This window comes from Actinosynnema sp. CA-299493 (genome assembly GCF_050946825.1).
Classification (GTDB): domain Bacteria; phylum Actinomycetota; class Actinomycetes; order Mycobacteriales; family Pseudonocardiaceae; genus Actinosynnema.
The window spans coordinates 4,372,956-4,392,031 of sequence record NZ_CP191993.1 but is presented as its reverse complement, the minus strand read 5'-3'; the positions used below and the strand labels follow the sequence as shown (position 1 = coordinate 4,392,031).

Here is a 19,076-nt window from a genome sequence, read left to right as displayed (position 1 = left end):
ACCGGCGACCGGCGGCGTGAGTCCTCGCGCTCACGCCGCCGGGCCGGGAGCGGGTCAGCGGCGGCCGGTGGCGCCCGGCACCCGGGCCGCCAGCGCCGGGCGGTCGACCTTGCCGTTCGGGGTGGTCGGCAGCTCGTCGAGCACCTCGACCCGTTGCGGCACCATGTAGTCGGGCAGGGCTTCCATGCAGAACGCCTTCAGCTCCAGCTCGTCCAGGGCGTCCACGCCCGCCGCGAGCACCACGAACACCCCGAGCGCCGGTTCCCGGTCGGCGAGCGGCAGCAGCAGCGCCGTCGCCGCCGCCACGCCGGGGAACTCGGCCACCCGGCGCTCCACCTCCCCCAGCTCGACCCGGTTGCCCCGGATCTTCACCAGCGAGTCGACCCGCCCCCGGAAGTACAGCTCGCCGTCCTCGCCCCGCCGGGCCAGGTCACCGGTGCGGAACACCACCTGGCCGGAGCGGGGGTTGAGCGGGTCGGGCACCAGGGCGCGCGCGGTGGCCTCCGGGTCGTCCCAGTAGGCGGTGAAGAGCGCGCCGCTGCGCAGGTGGATCTCGCCGAGGCCGCCCGGCTCGTCCACCGGTCCGCCGTCCTCGTCGATCAACGTCATCTCCGCGCCGGGGTGGGCGAAGCCGATGGGCAGCTCCTCGACCCCGTCGGGCAGCGGGTCCGGCACGTCGGTGAACGACGCCGCCACCGACTCCGAGCTGCCGAAGCAGTTGACGATCCGCACGCCCGGCACCGCCTCGCGCAGCCGGCGCAGCTCGGGCAGCGGGAACTTCTCCCCCGAGTACAGCACGCCCCGGATGCCGCCGCCGAGCTCGGCCAGCAGCTCCGGCTCGTGCCGCAGCACGGGGCGCCAGATCGAGGGGACGCCGTTGACCTGGGTGGCCCGCGCGTCGTGCAGGAACCGCACCAGCCGGCGCGGCCAGCGCAGCAGTTCGCGCGGCACCGGCACGACCGCCGCGCCGCTGCCCAGCGCCAGACCGATGTCCAGCAGCGAGAAGTCGAACTGGAGCGGGGAGGTGGTGGCCACGCGGTCCTCGGCCGACACGATGCCGTGGGCGAGCATCCCCCGGAAGAACGCCAGGATGGCGCGGTGGCTCATCACCACGCCCTTGGGCCGGCCGGTGGTGCCGGAGGTGAAGATCATGTACGCCGGGTCGGCGGGGGTGACCTCCCGGCGGTGCCTGCGGCGCGGCGCGGGCGCGCGATCGACTTCCAGGCCGTCCGGACCGAAGCGGGCCAGGCCGATCCCCTCGGGTAACCCGTCTCGGCGGCCGGTGTCGGCCTGGAGGTGCAGCGCCGGCGCGACCGCGTCCACGATCGCGCGCAGCCGTTGCGCCGGGGTCTCCGGGCTGACCGGGATGTAGGTCAGGCCGAGCGTGGAGCAGGCGAGGAACGCGGCGATGGACCACGAGGTGGTGTCCGACTCCAGCACCACCCGGTCGCCGACGTCCAGGCCGAGGTCGTCCAGCTGCGCGGCGAGCTCGGCCACGCGGCGTTCCAGCTGCCGGTGGGAAATGGTGCCGAACTCCTCGCCGGTCGTCTCCACCACGGCCGGCGCCTCGGGGGTCAACCGCGCACCGACGAGCAGGAATTCGTGCAGCGTCGCCACCGAGTCGTGCGCGCGTGCGAAAACAGGACGGACCATGTCCGGAGTGCACCTCATCCCAATTCCGACATCACCCAGAAGTGCCTTGAGTGAGGCTATCAACGCAGCTCAAAGCCTTAACCCCCACGACACCCCTAGCACCCCCCTGACCTACCCCGAGTCACCCCGACGTATTTCCGGCCCCCATTCGGCGGGCTTGTTCCGTGCTACTTTCACGAAGTTCCGGTCAGTGGACCATCGTGAATACCGAAAGGGCAGCCACCATGTGGGACGAGCGTTTCGAGGAGATCCTGCGCGCGCACCTGCCGTTCATCGAACCGGACGAGGAGCTGACGCCGGACGCCGAGCTGCGCGACCTCGGGTTGGACTCGCTGGCGATGGTCGACCTGCTGGCCGCGCTGGAGAAGGGCTACGGCGTCCGGTTCCGCGACGACGCGCTGAAGGCCGAGACGTTCCGCACCGCGAACGCGCTGTGGGGCGTGCTGTCGGGCATGTTGGAGCACACCGCGTGACCGAACCGGGGTGGTGGGAGGGCTGGTCCGGCCCTCCCACCGTCCCTACAGGCCCTTGAGGAAGTCCAGCAGGACCGCCCGGAACCGCTCGGGCCGCTCCAGGTGCGGCAGGTGGCTCGCGCCCGGCACCTCCTCGTAGCGGGCGTCCGGCACCAGCTCGTGGAACGGGGCGATGGCGGCCGGGGTCACCTCGTCGTGCTCGCCGCGCACGACCAGCGTGGGCACCGCGATCTTCGGCAGGTCCGGCTCGACGGTGAAGTCCTTGAGCGTGCCGGTGATGTGGAACTCGGTGGGGCCGTTCATCGTCCCGTACACGGTCGGGTCCGCCCCCAGTTCCAGGAACGACGCGGTCAGCTCCGGCGGCAACGGCTGGACCCGGCACACGTGCGTGGTGTAGAAGACCCCGGTGGCCCACTTGTACTCGGGGTGCTCGTAGTCGCCCGCGGCCTCGTGCCGGTCCAGCGCCGCCGCCACCGCCGGCGGCAACGTCCGGCGCAGCGAGGCCAGCTCCTCGATCCACCTCGGGTACGAGGCGGGCGAGTCGGCGACGACCAGGCCGGTGAGCCCCTCCGGTCCGCGCGCGGCGTGCGCGGCGGCCAGCACGCCGCCCCACGACTGTCCGAACAGGACGTACCGCCGCACGCGCAGCGCCGCCAGCAGGTTCGCCAGCTCGTCCAGGAACAGCTCCGGGGTCCAGAAGTCCGCGCCCCGGTCGCGCAGGTGCGTCGACCCGCCGTTGCCCAGCTGGTCGTAGTGCACCACCGGCCACCCCTCCTCCACGAGCGAGGCGAGGCCGAGCAGGTAGTCGTGCGTGCTGCCCGGACCACCGTGCACGACGACGACCGCGGGTCGATCCGCGCCGAGGTCCCCGGTGACCCGGTACCAGGTCTTGTACGGCCCGAACGGCACCGTGCCCTTCGCGCTCGACGGCGGGATCATCGGCACACCACACTCCACCTTCGTCGGGCGGGACGCGCCGGGCGCCCCGCCGGTTGATCACAGACCGCGCAGCCAACCCAGGACCGCGTCGGCGGTGCCCTCGACGTCCGACTCCATCATCGTGAAGTGGTCGCCCGGCACCTCCACCAGCTCGTGCTCGCCCTGCCAGACCGCTCGCCACGAGTCGCCGCCGTCGGGCCCGGCCAGGGACTCCGCCGGCCGCACGAACAGCACCGGCGCCGCCGGGTCGCCGAGCGGCACCGACGGCAGGAGCCGGGAGTACCGTCCCATGGCCGACAGCCGCGCGCCGCCGAACTCGCCGAAGGTCGACTCCTTCGCCAACAACGCGCCGAGCATCCGGCTGAAGAAGTCCGCCGTGGTGGAGCCGGTGGTCGGGTAGGTGTCCAGCAGTCCGACACCGGCCGGCCCGTGCCCGCGCGCGGCCAGCAGAGCGGCCGTGCCGTGCGCGAACAGCCCGCCGGAGCTGTAGCCGACCAGCGCGTACGGCCCGCGCCGGGCGACCGGCTCCAGCGCGGCGGCGAAGTACGCCACGGCCGCCTCGGCGGTCGCGGGCAGCGGCTCGTCGGCGCGGAACCCGGGCGTGGGCAGCACCAGCACGTCGGCGTGCCCACGCAGGCGTGCGGCGAACCGGGCGTACTGCTGGGGGCCGTCCAAGGCCATCGGCGAGCCGAAGCACACCACCGTCACCGGGCCGCCCGAGTCGCGGGAGAGCACCACGGGGTCGGGGACCGGCCCCGCCTGCGCCACCTCCGTGAACGACTCCCGGACGTCGGACACGGCGGTGATCAGGGCCAGCGCCTCCGCCACCCGGCCCGCGCCCACCGCCTGGCGGAACAACGCGCCGACCGTGTCGTCGGCGCCGGCGCGCGAGCCGCCGGCCGGCTCCTCGGCCAGTTCCGCCCGCAGGTGCGCCGCCAGCCGTGACGGCGTGCCGTGGTCGAAGACCGCCGTGGTGGCCAGTCGCAGGCCGGTCCGCGCGCTCACCGCGTTGCGCAGCTCCACGGCGGTCAGCGAGTCCAGGCCCAGTTCCACGAACGCCCGGTCGTCCTCCAGCGCGTCCGGTCCGCCGAACCCGAGCACGGCCGCGGCGGCCTCGCGCACCAGCAGGCGCAACCGGGCGTCCAGGGCCGCGGCGTCCAGACCGGCCAGGTCCCGGCGCAGTGCCGCCTGGTCGGTCGGCGCGGAGGTCGTGGCCCGGCGGACCGACGCGGGCGCCAGGCCCCGGAGCAGCGGCGGCACCGGGCCGGCGCCGCGCAGGTCGAGCTTGATCGGCACCACGGTCGCCTCGGGCCGGGCGCACGCGGCGTCGAACAGCGCCAGCCCTTCCGCTTCGCCCAGCGGCACGACGCCGCCGCGCGCCATGCGCTCCCGGCCGCCGTCGCCGAGTCCCCCGGTCATCGTGCTCGCCGCGTCCCACAAGCCCCAGGCGAGCGACTGCGCGGGCAGTCCGGCCGCCCGGCGGTGCAGGGCGAACGCGTCGAGGAACGCGTTGGCCGCCGCGTAGTTGGCCTGACCTGCGCCACCCACGACACCGGCCGCCGAGGAGAAGACGGTGAACGCGGTCAGCTCGCCGGTCAGCTCGTGCAGGTTGAGCACGGCGTCGACCTTGGGCCGCAGCACGGCGTCCACCCGCTGCGGGGTCATCGACGCGAGCACGCCGTCGTCGAGGACGCCCGCCGCGTGCACCACGGCGGTCACCGGGTGGTCGGCGAGCAGGGCGGCCACCGCGTCGCGATCGGCCGCGTCGCAGGCCACCACCGCCACGCGTGCGCCGAGGCCGGTCAGCTCGGCCGCGAGGTCCGCCGCGCCGTCCGCCGCGAGTCCGCGACGTCCGGCCAGCACCAGGTCGCGCACACCGTGCGCGGTCACCAGGTGGCGTGCCACCCGCCCGCCCAACGCGCCGACGCCACCGGTGACCAGCACCGTGCTGTCCGGTCCGAACGCGCTGCCGGGCACGCCTTCCGCCGCGGGCACCCGGGTGAGCGCCGGGACGTGTGCCGTTCCGGCGCGCACCACCACCTGCGGCTCGCCCGAGGCCACCACGTCCGGCAGCGACCTCGCGGACTCCTCGTGCACGTCGAGGTCGACGAGCAGCACCCGGTCCGGGTGCTCGGCCTGCGCGGACCGGACCAGGCCCCACACCGCCGAGGCGGTCGGGTCGGTCCCGTCCTGCGCGCCGCGCGTGAGCACCACCAGCCGGGTGGCGTCGAAGCGCGGACCGGTCCACTCGTGCAGCAGCGCCAGCACCCGGTGCAGCACCGTGCGCACGCCGGCGGCGGTCGGCCCGGCGGACGGCGCGACCTGCGCCACCGCCAGTTCCGGCACGTCGCCGTCGGGCGCCTGGCCCAGGGCGGTGAGGTCGGTGTGCGCTTCGACCACGTGCCCGGCCGCCTTGAGCGCCTCGCCGACCCCGAACTCGTCCGCGCCGAGCAACGCCCAGCGCGTGCTCGGCCCGGCGGAGAGCGCGACCGGGGTCCAGTCGAGCCGGTGCAGCCCGTCCACCCGCGGCCTCGGCCGGTCGGCGAACGGGCGCAGCGCCAGCGACCCGATGGCCGCGACCGGCACGCCGTCCCGGTCCGCCAGGTCGATCACCGCGCCGTCCCGGCCGGTGATCGCGATCCGCGCGCGCAGCCCGGCCGCGCCGGACGCGTGCCGCGTGACGGCGCCGAACTCGAACGGCAGCGCGGGCGGCTCGTCCTCGCCGCGCAGCAGGCCGATCGCCTGCACCGCCGCGTCCAGCGCGGCCGGGTGCAGGCCGAACCGCTCCGCGCCGTCGACGGGGTCGATCTCGGCGAACAGCTCGTCCCCGCGCCGCCAGGCCCGCCGCAGCCCCTGGAACACCGGCCCGTAGCGCAGGCCCGCGTCGGCCAGCCGCTCGTAGAACCCGTCGAGGTCGACCTCGGCGGCGTCGGCGGGAGGCCACTCGGTCAACGCCGCGCCGGCCGGGACGCCGGCGGTCGTGGTGAGCGTGCCCGACGCGTGCCGGGTCCACGCCGCGTCGTCGTCCTGGTCCCGCCCGAACACGGCGACCGGCCGGCGGCCCTGGTCGTCGGGCGCCCCGACCGACACCTGGACGCCGACGCCGCCGTCCTCGGGCAGCACGAGGGGCGCGTGGAGGGTCAGCTCGGCCAGCGCGTCGCACCCGACCAGCTCACCGGCGTGCAACGCCAGTTCCACGAACCCCGCGCCGGGGAACACCACCGCGTCGCCCAGCGCGTGGTCGGCCAGCCACGGGTGGGCGTGCCGGGACAGCAGTCCGGTCGCCAGCAGCCCGTCCGTGTCGGGCAACGTCGTGGTGGCCACCAGCAGCGGGTGCCCGGCGGACGTCAGGCCCGCCGAGGACACGTCGCCGCCTTCGGTCACACCGTCCATCCAGTAGCGGCGGCGCTGGAACGCGTAGCTCGGCAGCACGACGCCCGCCGCGGAACGCCCGGCGTGCAACGCCGCCCAGTCCACGGCCACGCCGGTGGTGTGCAGGCGCGCCACCCCGGTCAGGACGGTGCGCAGCTCGTCGCGGCCGGCGCGCTGGGCGGGCACCAGGTCGGCGGTGCTGAAGCCGCGCGCGGCGGCGGTCAGCGTGCCGTCCGGGCCGATCTCCAGGAACTTGGTGACGCCCCGGGCCTCCAGTTCGACCACGGCGGCGTGGAAGCGCACCGCCTCTCGCGCGTGCCGCACCCAGTAGTCAGCGGTCACCAGGTCGCCGCCCTCGGCGAGCGCGCCGGTCACCGTCGACACCACCGGGATCGCCGGCACCCGGTACTCGACCCGCTCGGCCACCGCGCGGAACTCGTCGAGCATCGGCTCCATCAGCGGTGAGTGGAACGCGTGGCTGACGGACAACCGCTTGGTGCGCTTGCCGGCCAACCGGGCCACCACCGCCTCGACCTCGGCCTCGGCGCCCGACAACACCACGGAGGTCGGACCGTTCACCGCCGCGATGTCCACCCCGGCCACGAGCAACGGCAGCACCTCGGCCTCCGAAGCCTGCACCGCCACCATCACCCCGCCGGAGGGCAACTCGCCCATCAACCGGCCACGTGCCACCACCAGTCGAGCGGCGTCCGCCAGCGAGAACACCCCGGCCACGTGCGCGGCGGCGATCTCACCGATCGAGTGCCCCGCGACCAGGGCCGGCGTCACGCCCCACGACTCCACCAAGCGGAACAACGCCACCTCGAACGCGAACAACGCGGGCTGCGCGAACTCCGTCCGGTGCAAGACCTCGTCCGCGACCACCTCGGCCAACGGCCGCGACAGCAACGGGTCCACCGCGCCGCACACCTCGGCGAACGCCTCGCGGAACACCGGGTGCGCGACGAGCCCCGATCCCATCCCGGGCCGCTGCGAACCCTGACCCGTGAACAGGAACGCGACCTTGCCCGGGGTCACCCGACCGCGCAGGGCGTCCGGTCCCGTCGCGTCGGCGGCCAGCGCCCGCAACCCGGCGACGACCTCCGCCCGGTCGCCCACCACGGCGGCGCGGTGCTCCAGCGCGGCCCGGCGGGTGGCCGTGGCGGCGGCGACGGGGGCCAGCGCGCCGTCGTGGCCGGCCAGGTGGTCGGCCAGCCGGGCGGCCTGCGCGCGCAGCCCGTCCGCCGACCTGGCCGACACCAGCACCGGGACCGGGAGGTCGTCCGCCGGGGGCGCGACCTCGACCGGCGCGGGCGGCTGCTCGACGATGACGTGCGCGTTGGTGCCGGAGATGCCGAACGACGAGATGCCCGCCCGGCGCGGCCGGTCGGTCACGGGCCACGGCCGCGACCGCGTGAGCAGCGCGATGTCGCCGGACGTCCAGTCCACCCGGGACGACGGCCGGTCGACGTGCAGGGTCTTCGGCAGCACGCCCGCCCGCATGGCCATGATCATCTTGATCACGCCGGCGACGCCGGCGGCGGCCTGGGTGTGGCCGATGTTCGACTTGATCGAGCCCAGGTAGAGCGGCTCCGCCCGGCCCTGGCCGTAGGTCGCGAGCACGGCCTGCGCCTCGATCGGGTCGCCCAGCACCGTGCCGGTGCCGTGCGCCTCGACCGCGTCCACGTCCACCGGGGACAGCCCGGCGCTCGCCAGCGCCTGGCGGATCACCCGCTGCTGCGCCGGGCCGTTCGGCGCGGTGAGGCCGTTCGACGCGCCGTCCTGGTTCACCGCCGTGCCGCGCACGACCGCCAGCACCTCGTGCCCGTTGCGGACGGCGTCGGACATCCGCTCCAGCACCAGCACGCCGACGCCCTCGCCCCACCCGGTGCCGTCGGCGCCGTCGGCGAACGACTTGCACCGGCCGTCCGGCGACAGGCCGCCCTGGCGGGAGAACTCGACGAACGTCTCCGGGGTCGACATCACCGTCACGCCGCCGACGAGCGCCATCGAGCACTCGCCCGAGCGCAGCGCCTGCCCGGCCAGGTGCATCGCGACCAGCGACGACGAGCAGGCCGTGTCGACCGTGACCGCAGGCCCCTCCAACCCGAAGGTGTAGGCGAGGCGACCGGACACCACGCTGCCGGCGTTGTGACCGGTGATGTAGTCGTGGTACATCGCGCCGGCGTACACGCCGGTCGCCGTGCCCTTGAGCGCGGCGGGGTCGATGCCCGCCCGTTCCAGCGCCTCCCAGGCGGTCTCCAGCAGCACGCGCTGCTGCGGGTCGAGCAGCACCGCCTCGCGCGGCGAGATGCCGAAGAACTCGGCGTCGAACTCGGCGGCGTCGTGCAGGAACCCGCCCTCGGCGACGTAGCTGGTGTCCGGTCGGGTGCGCGTCGGGTCGTGCAACCGGCGCACGTCCCAGCCCCGGTCGGTCGGGAACCCGGTGACGGCGTCCCGACCCTCGGCCACCAACCGCCACAGGTCTTCCGGCGACGACACGTCCCCGGGGTAGCGGCAGGCCATGCCGACGACCACCACCGGGTCGTCGGACCGCGCCGCGACGATCGGGGCGGCCTGAGCGTCGCCGCGGTCGCCGACGAGTTCGGTGAGCACGTGGGCGGCCAGCGACCGGGGCGAGGTGTGGTCGAACACCAGGGTCGTCGGCAGCCGCAGCCCGGTCGCGCCGGCCAGCGCGTTGCGGAACTCGACGGCGGTCAGCGAGTCGAAGCCGAGGTCGGTGAACGCGCGGTCGGGGTCGACCACGACCGCGACCGCGTGCCCCAGCACACCTGCGACGTGCGTGAGGACGAGGTCGAGCACGACCTCGTGGGCTTCGGCCCGGGGCAACGCGGCCACCCGGTCGGCCAGGCCGCCGGAGCCCGCCGCGACGGTCTGCGCGGTGCGGCGCACCGGCCCGGCGAGGTCGCGCAGCAGCGGGGCGAGGTGGTCGCCACGCCCGCGCAACCCGGCCGGGTCGAACCGGGCGGGCACCACGAGTGCCGCACCGGCCGCCACGCCCGCGTCGAACAGCGCCACGCCGGCCTCGGCGGAGATCGGCCGCACGCCGCCCCGTGCGATGCGTGCCCGGTCCTCGGCGCCCAGCTCGCCGGTGATCGTGCTGTCCAGCTCCCACAGGCCCCAGGCCAACGACGTGGCGGGCAGGCCGGCGGCGACCCGGTGCTGCGCCAGCGCGTCGAGGTAGGCGTTGGCGGCGGCGTAGTTGCCCTGGCCGGGCGCGCCCAGCACCCCCGACAACGACGAGAACAGCACGAACGCCCGGACCTCGCCGACCACCTCGTGCAGGTTCCAGGCCGCGTCCACCTTCGGCCGCAGGACGGCGTCGACCCGCTCCGGGGTCAGCGCGGTGATCACACCGTCGTCCACGACACCCGCGACGTGCACCACCGCCGAGACGTCCACACCGCTCAACGCCTCGGTCAACGCCCCACGATCAGCAACGTCGCACGCCTTCGACACCACCCGCGCGCCGGTCGCCGTCAACTCGGCCACCAGCTCCGCACCGCCGCCGCGGCGGCTCAACAACACGAGGTCGCGGACGCCGTGCGCCGCCACGAGGTGACGCGCGATCACTCCGCCGAGCGTGCCCGTCGCACCGGTCACCACCACCGTGCCGGTCCCGAAGTCCACCGGACCGACCGCGTCCGTGGTGCGGACCAGTCGGGCCCGGTGCGCGACGCCGGCGCGGAACGCGAGCTGGGGTTCGTCGGACGCCAGCACGACCGGGAGCGCGTGCTCGACCGGTGTGTCGTCGTCCAGGTCCAGCAGCACCAACGCCCGATCGGGGTGCTCCGCCTGCGCGGAGCGCACCAGGCCCCACACCGCCGCGCCGGCCGGGTCCACCGGGTCGCCCTCGGCCACGGGCACCGCGCCCCGGCTCGTCACCACCAGGCTCGACGAGGCGAACCGGTCCTGCGTCAGGAACTCCTGGAGCACGTCGAGCACCCAGTGCGCCTCCGACCGCGCCGTCGCCGCGTCCGCGCCGCCGCCGACCGGCAGCACCACCACGGCGGGCGAGTCGTCGGCCGACGCGCCCCACTCGACCCACGGCACCGGGTTGCCGCCGGTGACGTCCACCGGTGTCCAGCGCACGCCGTAGAGCGGGTCGCGGCGGGCCACCGGTCCGGTGCCCAACGGCCGCAGGGACAAGGTCCGCGCGGTCAGCACGGGCGCTCCGGCCGGGTCGGTCAACCGCACGGCCACGCCACCGGGGACGGGCGCGACGTGCACGTGCGCGGTCGTGGCACCGGTCGCGTGGACGGTCACGCCCTGCCACGCGAAGGGCAGCTCGGCGGGCCGCTCGGCATCGGTGGTCAACGCGATCGCGTGCAACGCCGCGTCCAGCAGCGCCGGGTGCACGCCGAACCCGTCGACCGCCACTCCCTCGGGCAGCCCGACCTCGGCGAAGACCTCGTCACCACGCCGCCACGCCGCCCGCAAACCCCGGAACACCGGGCCGTAGCCCAGACCCGCCTCCGCGAGCGCCTCGTACAGGCCGTCCAGCGCGACGGGTTCGGCGGCCGGCGGCCACTGCGCCGCGTCGGCCGGGACGGGCACGTCGGGTGCGCCGGGCGCCAGCACGCCGGTCGCGTGCGGTGTCCACGGTTCGCCGCCCGCGGCGTCCTCGCGGGAGTGCACGGTCACCGCACGCCGGCCGGTCGGGTCCGCCGCCGCCACGGTGACCTGCACCTGCACCGCGCCGTCCGCCGGCAGCACCAGCGGCGTCGACAGCGTCAACTCCTCCACCGTGCCGCACGACACGTCGACCCCCGCGCGGAGCACGAGTTCCACGAAGCCCGCGCCGGGGAACAGCACCGCGCCGCCCACCCGGTGGTCGGCCAGCCAGGGGTGCGTGCGCGACGACAGCCGCCCGGTGAACACCGCGCCACCGGACCCCGCGAGCACCATCGCCCCGCCGAGCAGCGGGTGGTCGGTGGCGTCCATGCCCGCGCCGACCGGGTCGCCGACCACGGCCGGGTCGTCCATCCAGAACCGCTCGTGCGTGAACGCGTAGGTCGGCAGCGCGATCCGCCGCGCGCCCCGGCCGGTGAAGAACCGCGCCCAGTCCACGCCGATCCCGTGCGCGTGCGCCTGGCTGACGGCCGAGTTGAGCGCGGTGACCTCACCGCGGTCACGCCGCTGGGTCGCGATCAGCACGACGTCTTCCGCCGAGTCCTGCGCCATCCCGGTCAGCACGGCGTCCGGGCCGACCTCCACGAACCGCGACACGCCCCGGCCGGCCAACGCGGTCACCGCGTCCGCGAACCGCACCGCCCCGCGCACGTGCCGCACCCAGTAGTCGGCGGTCACCAGGTCGCCGCCCTCGGCGAGCGCGCCGGTCACCGTCGACACCACCGGGATCGCCGGCACCCGGTACTCGACCCGCTCCGCGACCGCGCGGAACTCGTCCAGCATCGGCTCCATCAGCGGCGAGTGGAACGCGTGGCTCACCACCAACCGCTTGGTGCGCTTGCCGGCCAACCCCGCCACCACCGCCTCGACACCGGCCTCGGCACCGGAGACCACCACCGACGACGGACCGTTCACCGCCGCGATGTCCACACCGTCCACCAGCAACGGCAGGACCTCGGCTTCGGCCGCACCGACCGCGACCATCGCCCCGCCCGGCGGCAACTCCCCCATCAACCGACCGCGCGCGACCACCAACGAACACGCGTCCTCCAGCGAGAACACGCCCGCCACGTGCGCCGCCGCGATCTCACCGATCGAATGACCCGCGACGAAATCCGGACCGACACCCCACGACTCCAACAACCGGAACAACGCCACCTCGAACGCGAACAACGCAGGCTGCGCGAACTCCGTCCGGTGCAACACCTCGTCGTCCAGCACTCCGGACAACGGGCGCGGCAACAACGGGTCCAGCACGCCGCACACCTCGGCGAACGACTCCCGGAACACCGGGAACGCCCCACCCAACACACGACCCATGCCCAACCGCTGCGAACCCTGACCCGTGAACAGGAACGCCACCTTGCCGCGTCCCGCCGTCCCGCGCAGCACCGAGGGGGACGTGGTGTCCGCGGCCAGGGCGCGCAGCCCGGCCACCAGCTCGTCGTGCCCGTCGCCGACGACGGCGGCGCGGTGCTCCAGCGCGGGGCGGGAAGCGAGCGACAGCGCCAGGTCGACGTCGGTGGCGCCGTCGATGACGGACAGCAGCCGGGCGGCCTGCGCGGGCAGCGCGGCGGCCGTGCGGGCGGACAGCACCCACGGCGCGGGGGCCGTGACGCTGACCGGTTCGGGCGTGGGCGTCGGGACCGGGGGCGCCTGCTCGATGATCGTGTGCGCGTTGGTGCCGGAGATGCCGAACGACGAGACGCCCGCGCGGCGCGGCCTGCCCGTCTCCGGCCACGGCACCGCCTCGGTCAGCAGCTCGACGTCGCCCTCCGTCCAGTCCACGTAGGTGGAGGGGCGGTCGACGTGCAGCGACTTCGGCAGCACGCCGTGGCGCATGGCGAGCACCACCTTGATCACGCCCGCGACGCCGGCGGCGGCCTGGGTGTGGCCCAGGTTCGACTTCACCGAGCCCAGCCACAGCGGGTGCTCGCGCTCCTGGCCGTAGGTGGCCAGCAACGCCTGCGCCTCGATCGGATCGCCCAACGTCGTGCCCGTGCCGTGCGCCTCCACCGCGTCCACCTCGGACGGGGCCAGTCCCGCGTTCGCCAACGCCTGTCGGATCACCCGCTGCTGCGAGGGACCGTTCGGCGCGGTCAGGCCGTTCGACGCGCCGTCCTGGTTCACCGCCGAACCGCGCACCACGGCCAGCACCTCATGACCGTTTCGGCGCGCGTCCGAGAGCCGTTCGAGCAGCAGCACGCCGACGCCCTCGGACCAGCCGGTGCCGTCGGCGGCGTCGGCGAACGGCTTGCACCGGCCGTCCGACGCGAGACCTCCCTGCCGGGAGAACTCGACGAACGTCTCGGGGGTCGCCATGACCGTGACACCGCTCGCGATGGCCAGCGAGCACTCGCCGTTGCGCAACGCCTGCGCCGCCAGGTGGATCGCCACCAACGACGACGAGCACGCCGTGTCCACCGACACCGCCGGACCTTCCAGCCCGAACGTGTAGGAGACCCGGCCGGACACCACGCCGCCGGAGCTGTGGCCGGTGACGTAGTCGTGGTACATCACACCGGCGAACACGCCGGTGGGGCTGCCCTTCAGCGAGGCGGGGTCGATGCCGGCGCGTTCGAACGCCTCCCAGGACGTTTCGAGCAGCACGCGCTGCTGGGTGTCCATGATGACCGCTTCGCGCGGCGAGATGCCGAAGAAGCCGGGGTCGAACAGCGCCGCGCCGTCGAGGAACCCGCCCTCGGCGACGTAGCTCGTGTCCGGGCGGGTGCGCGTCGGGTCGTGCAGGCGCGCGACGTTCCAGCCCCGGTCGGTCGGGAACGGGCCGATGGCGTCGCGGCCGTCGGCGAGCAGGTCCCACAGGTCCTCGGGCGAGGACACCCCGCCCGGGTAGCGGCAGGCCATGGACACGATCACGATCGGGTCGTCGTCGTTCGCGCCGGTGGCGGCGACCACGGTCGCGGGACCGTCCGCGCCGTGCAGCTCGACGTCCAGCCGGGCCACCAGGTCCAGCGGGGTGGGGTGGTCGAACACCAGGGTCGCGGGCAACCGCAGGCCGGTGTCGGCGACCAGCGCGTTGCGCAGCTCCACGGCCGTCAGCGAGTCGAACCCGAGGTCGCCGAACGCGCGCTCGGGGTCGACCGCGTCCGGCGAGCCGTAGCCGAGGACGCCGGCGACCCTGGTCCGCACCAGGGTGAGCAGGTGCTCGTGGCGCTGTTCGGCGGTCAGCCCGGCGAGCCCGTTCACGGGTCCGGGACCCGAGGCGGTGGCGGCACGGCGGACGGGACGGCGCACGAGCCCGGCGAACGCGGGATGCGCGTCGTCGCCGAGGGCGCGCAACGCGGGCAGGTCCAGGCGGGCGGCCACGACGGCGGGCACGGCCGCGGTGAGCGCCGCGTCGAGCAGCGCCACGCCCTCCTCCGGCGACAGGGGCAGGACGCCGTTGCGGGACAGCCGCGACCGGTCCTCGGCGGTGAGGTCCCCGGTCATCGCGCTGTCCAGGTCCCACAGGCCCCACGCCACCGAGGTCGCCGGAAGACCGGCCTCGACCCGCAACCGCGCCAACTCGTCCAGGTAGGCGTTCGCCGCCGCGTAACCGGCCTGGCCGGGCGCGCCCAGCACCCCCGACAACGACGAGAACAGCACGAACGCCCGGACCTCGCCGACCACCTCGTGCAGGTTCCAGGCCGCGTCCACCTTCGGCCGCAACACGGCATCCACCCGCTCCGGGGTCAGCGCCGTCACCACACCGTCGTCGACGACACCCGCCACGTGCACCACCGCCGACACGTCCACACCGGCCAACGCCTCGACCAACGCCCCACGATCAGCGACATCGCAAGCCTTGGACACCACCCGCGCGCCGGCCGCCGCCAACTCGGCCACCAGCTCCGCACCACCACCACGCCGACTCAACAACACCAGGTCACGGACACCGTGCGCCGCCACCAGGTGACGCGCCACCACCCCGCCGATCGCACCCGTCGCACCCGTCACCACCACCGACCCGGTCCCGAAGTCCGGCCGGTCGGGGCTCTCGGCCGTGGTCGCGAGCCTGGCGACCGACACCTTCGACCCCCGCACCCGGACCTGCGGCTCGCCGGCGGCCAGGGCGAGCGCGACCGGCCGGCCGAACGTCGCGGCGTCGGAGTCCAGCAGCACGAACCGGTCGGGGTGCTCCGCCTGCGCGGACCGCACCAGGCCCCACACCGCCGCGCCGACCGGGTTCGCCACCGCCGCGCCGGTCACCACCACCAGGTGGGACGCGGCGAACCGGTCCTGCGCCAGGAAGTCCTGGAGCACGCCGAGCACCCGGCGCAGCTCGGCGCGCACGGCGGCCGGCTCGACGCCGTCGCGCACCGGCAGCACCACCACGGCGGGCACGTCCCCGTCGCCGACCGCGTCCCACTCGACCCACACCGGCTCGATCGGGTCGGCGACCTCCAGCGGCGTCCACCCGAGCACGCGCAGCGGCGAGCGGGCCACGGACCGGGTCGCGCCACTGGGGCGCAGCACCAGCGACTCCGCCGACAGCACGGGCGCTCCCGCGGGGTCGGCGGCCTGCACCAGCGTGCCGCCGCCGGGCGACGGCGCGAGCCGCACCCGCAGCCCGGCCGCGCCGGTCGCGTGCACCGACACCCCGGACCAGGCGAACGGCAGGCCCCGGTGCTCCTCGCGGTCGCTCAGGCCCAGGACGTGCAGCGCCGCGTCCAACGCGGCCGGGTGCACGCCGAACCGCTCGGCGTCCGCGTCCGGCAGCGCCACCTCGGCGAACAGCTCGTCTCCCCGCCGCCACGCCGCCCGCAGGGCGCGGAACGCCGGCCCGTAGGCCAACCCGCCCTCGGCCAGCCGCTCGTACAGGCCGGCCACCGGCAGCTCCTCCGCCCCGGCGGGCGGCCACTGCGTCAGGTCGAACCCGGCGCGGCGCCGTCCCGGCAGCAGCCGGCCCGCGGCGTGCCGGGTCCACGGCGCGTCGCCGTCCTCGTCCCGCGCGAACACCTCGGCGGTCCGGGCTCCGGACGCCTCGGGCGCGCCGACGACCACCTGCACCCGCACCGCGCCGTGCTCCGGCAGCACGAGCGGCGCGGCGATCGTCAGCTCCTCGACCACGCCGCAGCGCGCGTCGTCACCGGCGCGGGTGACCAGTTCCAGGAACCCGGTGCCGGGGAAGAGCACGGCGTCGCCGACCCGGTGGTCGCCCAGCCACGGGTGCGACTTCAGCGACAGCCGCCCGGTGAGCACCAGGCCCTCCGAGCCGCCGAGCACGATCGCCGCGCCGAGCAGGGGGTGGTCGGCGGTGTCGAGGCCGGCCGCCGTGACCCCGCCGGTGCCGGGCGTGGCCTCCAGCCAGAACCGCTCCCGCTGGAACGCGTAGGTGGGCAGGTCCACGCGTCGCGTGGCGCGACCGGCGAACACCGTCGCCCAGTCCACGGCCAGGCCGGTGACGTGGGCGGTGGCCAGCGCGGTCAGCAGCGCCTCCGGTTCGGTCCTGTCCCGCCGCTGGGAGGCCACCAGCACGGCGCCCTCCGCCGAGTCCTGCGCCATCCCGGTCAGCACGGCGTCCGGGCCGACCTCCACGAACCGCGACACACCGTGCCCCGTCAGCACCGCCACCGCGTCCGCGAACCGCACCGCCCCGCGCACGTGCCGCACCCAGTAGTCCGGCGTGGCCGGATCGCCCGTCGCACCACCGGCGACGGTCGACACGAAGGCGATCTTCGGCGCGCTGAACGAGATGCGGCCGACGACCTGCCGGAACTCCTCCAGCATCGGCTCCATCAACGACGAGTGGAACGCGTGGCTGACGACCAACCGCTTGGTGCGCCGATCACCCAGCCGCGCCACCACCGCCTCGACCTCGGCCTCGACGCCCGACAACACCACGGACGTCGGGCCGTTCACCGCCGCGATGTCCACGCCGTCCACCAGCAACGGCAGCACCTCGGACTCGGCCGCCTGCACCGCGACCATCGCCCCGCCGGAGGGCAACGCCTGCATCAGCCGCCCCCGCGCCACCACCAGCCGGGCGGCGTCCTCCAGGGAGAACACCCCGGCCACGTGCGCGGCGACGATCTCGCCGATCGAGTGCCCCGCCACGAAATCGGGAGCCACACCCCACGACTCCAACAACCGGAACAACGCCACCTCGAACGCGAACAACGCGGGCTGCGCGAACTCCGTCCGGTGCAACACCTCGTCGTCCAGCACGCCGGACAACGGGCGTGGCAGCAACGGGTCCAGCACGCCGCACACCTCGGCGAACGCCTCCCGGAACACCGGGAACGCCTCGCCCAGAACACGACCCATGCCCAACCGCTGCGAACCCTGACCCGTGAACAAGAACGCCGTCGAACCCGACCGCACCACACCGCGCACGACACCGTCACCCGACCGCAGGCGTCGCACCGCGTCGGCGGTGTCGGCGGCCGGCACGACCGCCCGGTGCTCCATGGCGGACCGGGAGGTGGCCAGCGCGGCGGCCGTGTCCAGGACGTCCCAGCCGGGATCGACGGCGTCGGCGAGCCGTGCGGCCTGCGCGTCGAGCGCGTCGGCGGTGCGGGCGGACAGCAGCCACGGCACCGGCACGCCCTCGGGCCAGCCGGTACCGGGCCGGGGTTCCGGTTCGGGGTCGGCCTGCTCCAGGATGACGTGGCCGTTGGTGCCGCTCACCCCGAACGACGACACCGCGGCCCGGCGGGGCCGGTCGAGCTCCGGCCACGGCCGCGACTCGTCGAGCAGCCGGATGTGCCCCGCGGACCAGTCGACGTGCCGCGACGGCTCGCCCACGTGCAGCGACTTGGGCAGCACACCGTGCCGCAGGGCCATGACCGCCTTGATCACGCCGCTGACGGCGGCGGAGGCCTGGGCGTGGCCGAGGTTGGACTTGACCGACCCCAGGTAGAGCGGGCGGTCGGCGCTCCGCTCCCGGCCGTAGGTGGCCAGCAGCGCCTGCGCCTCGATCGGGTCGCCCAACGTCGTGCCCGTGCCGTGCGCCTCCACCAAATCGACCTCGGTGGACGACAGCCCGGCGTCGGCCAGCGCCTGGAGGATGACCCGCTGCTGCGACGGCCCGTTGGGCGCGGTCAGGCCGTTGGACGCGCCGTCCTGGTTGAGCGCGGAGCCGCGCATCACGGCGAGCACCGGGTGCCCGTTGCGGCGGGCGTCCGACAGCCGCTCCAGCAGCAGCATCCCGACGCCCTCGGACCAGCCGGTGCCGTCGGCGGCGTCGGAGAACGGCTTGCACCGGCCGTCCGCCGACAGGCCGCGCTGCCGGGAGAACGCCACGAACGCGCCCGGCGTGGACATGATCGTGACCCCGCCCGCCAGCGCCAGCGAGCACTCCCGCTTGCGCAGCGCCTCCGCAGCCAGGTGCATCGCCACCAGCGCCGAGGAGCACGCCGTGTTGACCGTCAGCGCCGGGCCTTCGAGCCCCATGGTGTAGGAGACGCGACCGGAGATGACCGCCGCCGTGCTGCCGGTGCTCATGTACGCCTCGACCGCCTCGGGCAGGTCGGTCAGCCGGTCCCAGTAGTCCTGCACGCTGGCGCCGACGTACACGCCGACCGGCTTGCCGCGCAGCGCGTCCGGGTTGATCCCGGCCCGTTCCACGGTCTCCCACGCCGCCTCCAGCACGACCCGCTGCTGCGGGTCCATGGCGAGCGCCTCGCGCGGGCTGATGCCGAAGAAGCCCGCGTCGAAGTCGGCCGCGTCGTGCACGAAGCCGCCCTCGCGCACGTAGCTGGCCCCGGCGCGGTCCGGGTCCGCGTCGAACAGCGCGTCGGTGTCCCAGCCCCGGTCGGTCGGGAACGGGCCGATCGCGTCGCCGCCGTCCGCGACCAGCCGCCACAGGTCCTCCGGCGAGTTCACCCCGCCGGGGTAGCGGCACGCCATGGCGACGATCGCGATCGGTTCGCGGGCCTCGGCCTCGACGTCGTGCAGCCGCTGCCGGGTCTGGTGCAGGTCGGCGGTGACTTTCTTGAGGTAGCCGAGGAGCTTGTCTTCGTTCGTCATCGGGGGTGCCTCACC

At 75.1% G+C, this 19,076-nt stretch carries 4 protein-coding genes; 1 reads left to right on the top strand and 3 read right to left on the bottom strand.

Features of this window, described 5'->3' with window-relative positions; translation table 11 throughout:
- Nucleotides 1-54: 54 nt before the first annotated feature.
- Complete coding sequence (locus ACQPYE_RS18200; protein WP_498722560.1) at nt 55-1,653, bottom strand: AMP-binding protein; 1,599 nt, start codon at nt 1,651-1,653, stop codon at nt 55-57.
- Between the two features lie 224 nt (nt 1,654-1,877).
- Between ACQPYE_RS18200 and ACQPYE_RS18195 the strand changes: the two genes are divergently transcribed.
- Nucleotides 1,878-2,126, top strand: a complete 249-nt coding sequence (locus ACQPYE_RS18195) for an acyl carrier protein (protein WP_498722559.1) — start codon at nt 1,878-1,880, stop codon at nt 2,124-2,126.
- 45 nt (nt 2,127-2,171) lie between these two features.
- Here the strand turns inward: ACQPYE_RS18195 and ACQPYE_RS18190 are convergent, their stop codons facing one another.
- Both ACQPYE_RS18190 and ACQPYE_RS18185 read right to left on the bottom strand, forming a co-directional pair.
- Nucleotides 2,172-3,065 (bottom strand): proline iminopeptidase-family hydrolase, encoded by an 894-nt coding sequence (locus ACQPYE_RS18190; protein ID WP_498722558.1) that lies wholly within the window; start codon nt 3,063-3,065, stop codon nt 2,172-2,174.
- 57 nt (nt 3,066-3,122) lie between these two features.
- A complete protein-coding gene (locus ACQPYE_RS18185; RefSeq protein WP_498722556.1) occupies nt 3,123-19,061 on the bottom strand; it encodes an SDR family NAD(P)-dependent oxidoreductase in 15,939 nt (5,312 codons plus the stop codon).
- Nucleotides 19,062-19,076: the final 15 nt, after the last annotated feature.

Excerpts from the sequence above, each read along its gene's own strand:
- ACQPYE_RS18185 (WP_498722556.1), bottom strand. The coding sequence starts at position 19,061 with ATGACGAACGAAGACAAGCTCCTCGGCTACCTCAAGAAAGTCACCGCC.
- ACQPYE_RS18200 (WP_498722560.1), bottom strand. The coding sequence starts at position 1,653 with ATGGTCCGTCCTGTTTTCGCACGCGCGCACGACTCGGTGGCGACGCTG.
- ACQPYE_RS18190 (WP_498722558.1), bottom strand. The coding sequence starts at position 3,065 with ATGATCCCGCCGTCGAGCGCGAAGGGCACGGTGCCGTTCGGGCCGTAC.
- ACQPYE_RS18195 (WP_498722559.1), top strand. The coding sequence starts at position 1,878 with ATGTGGGACGAGCGTTTCGAGGAGATCCTGCGCGCGCACCTGCCGTTC.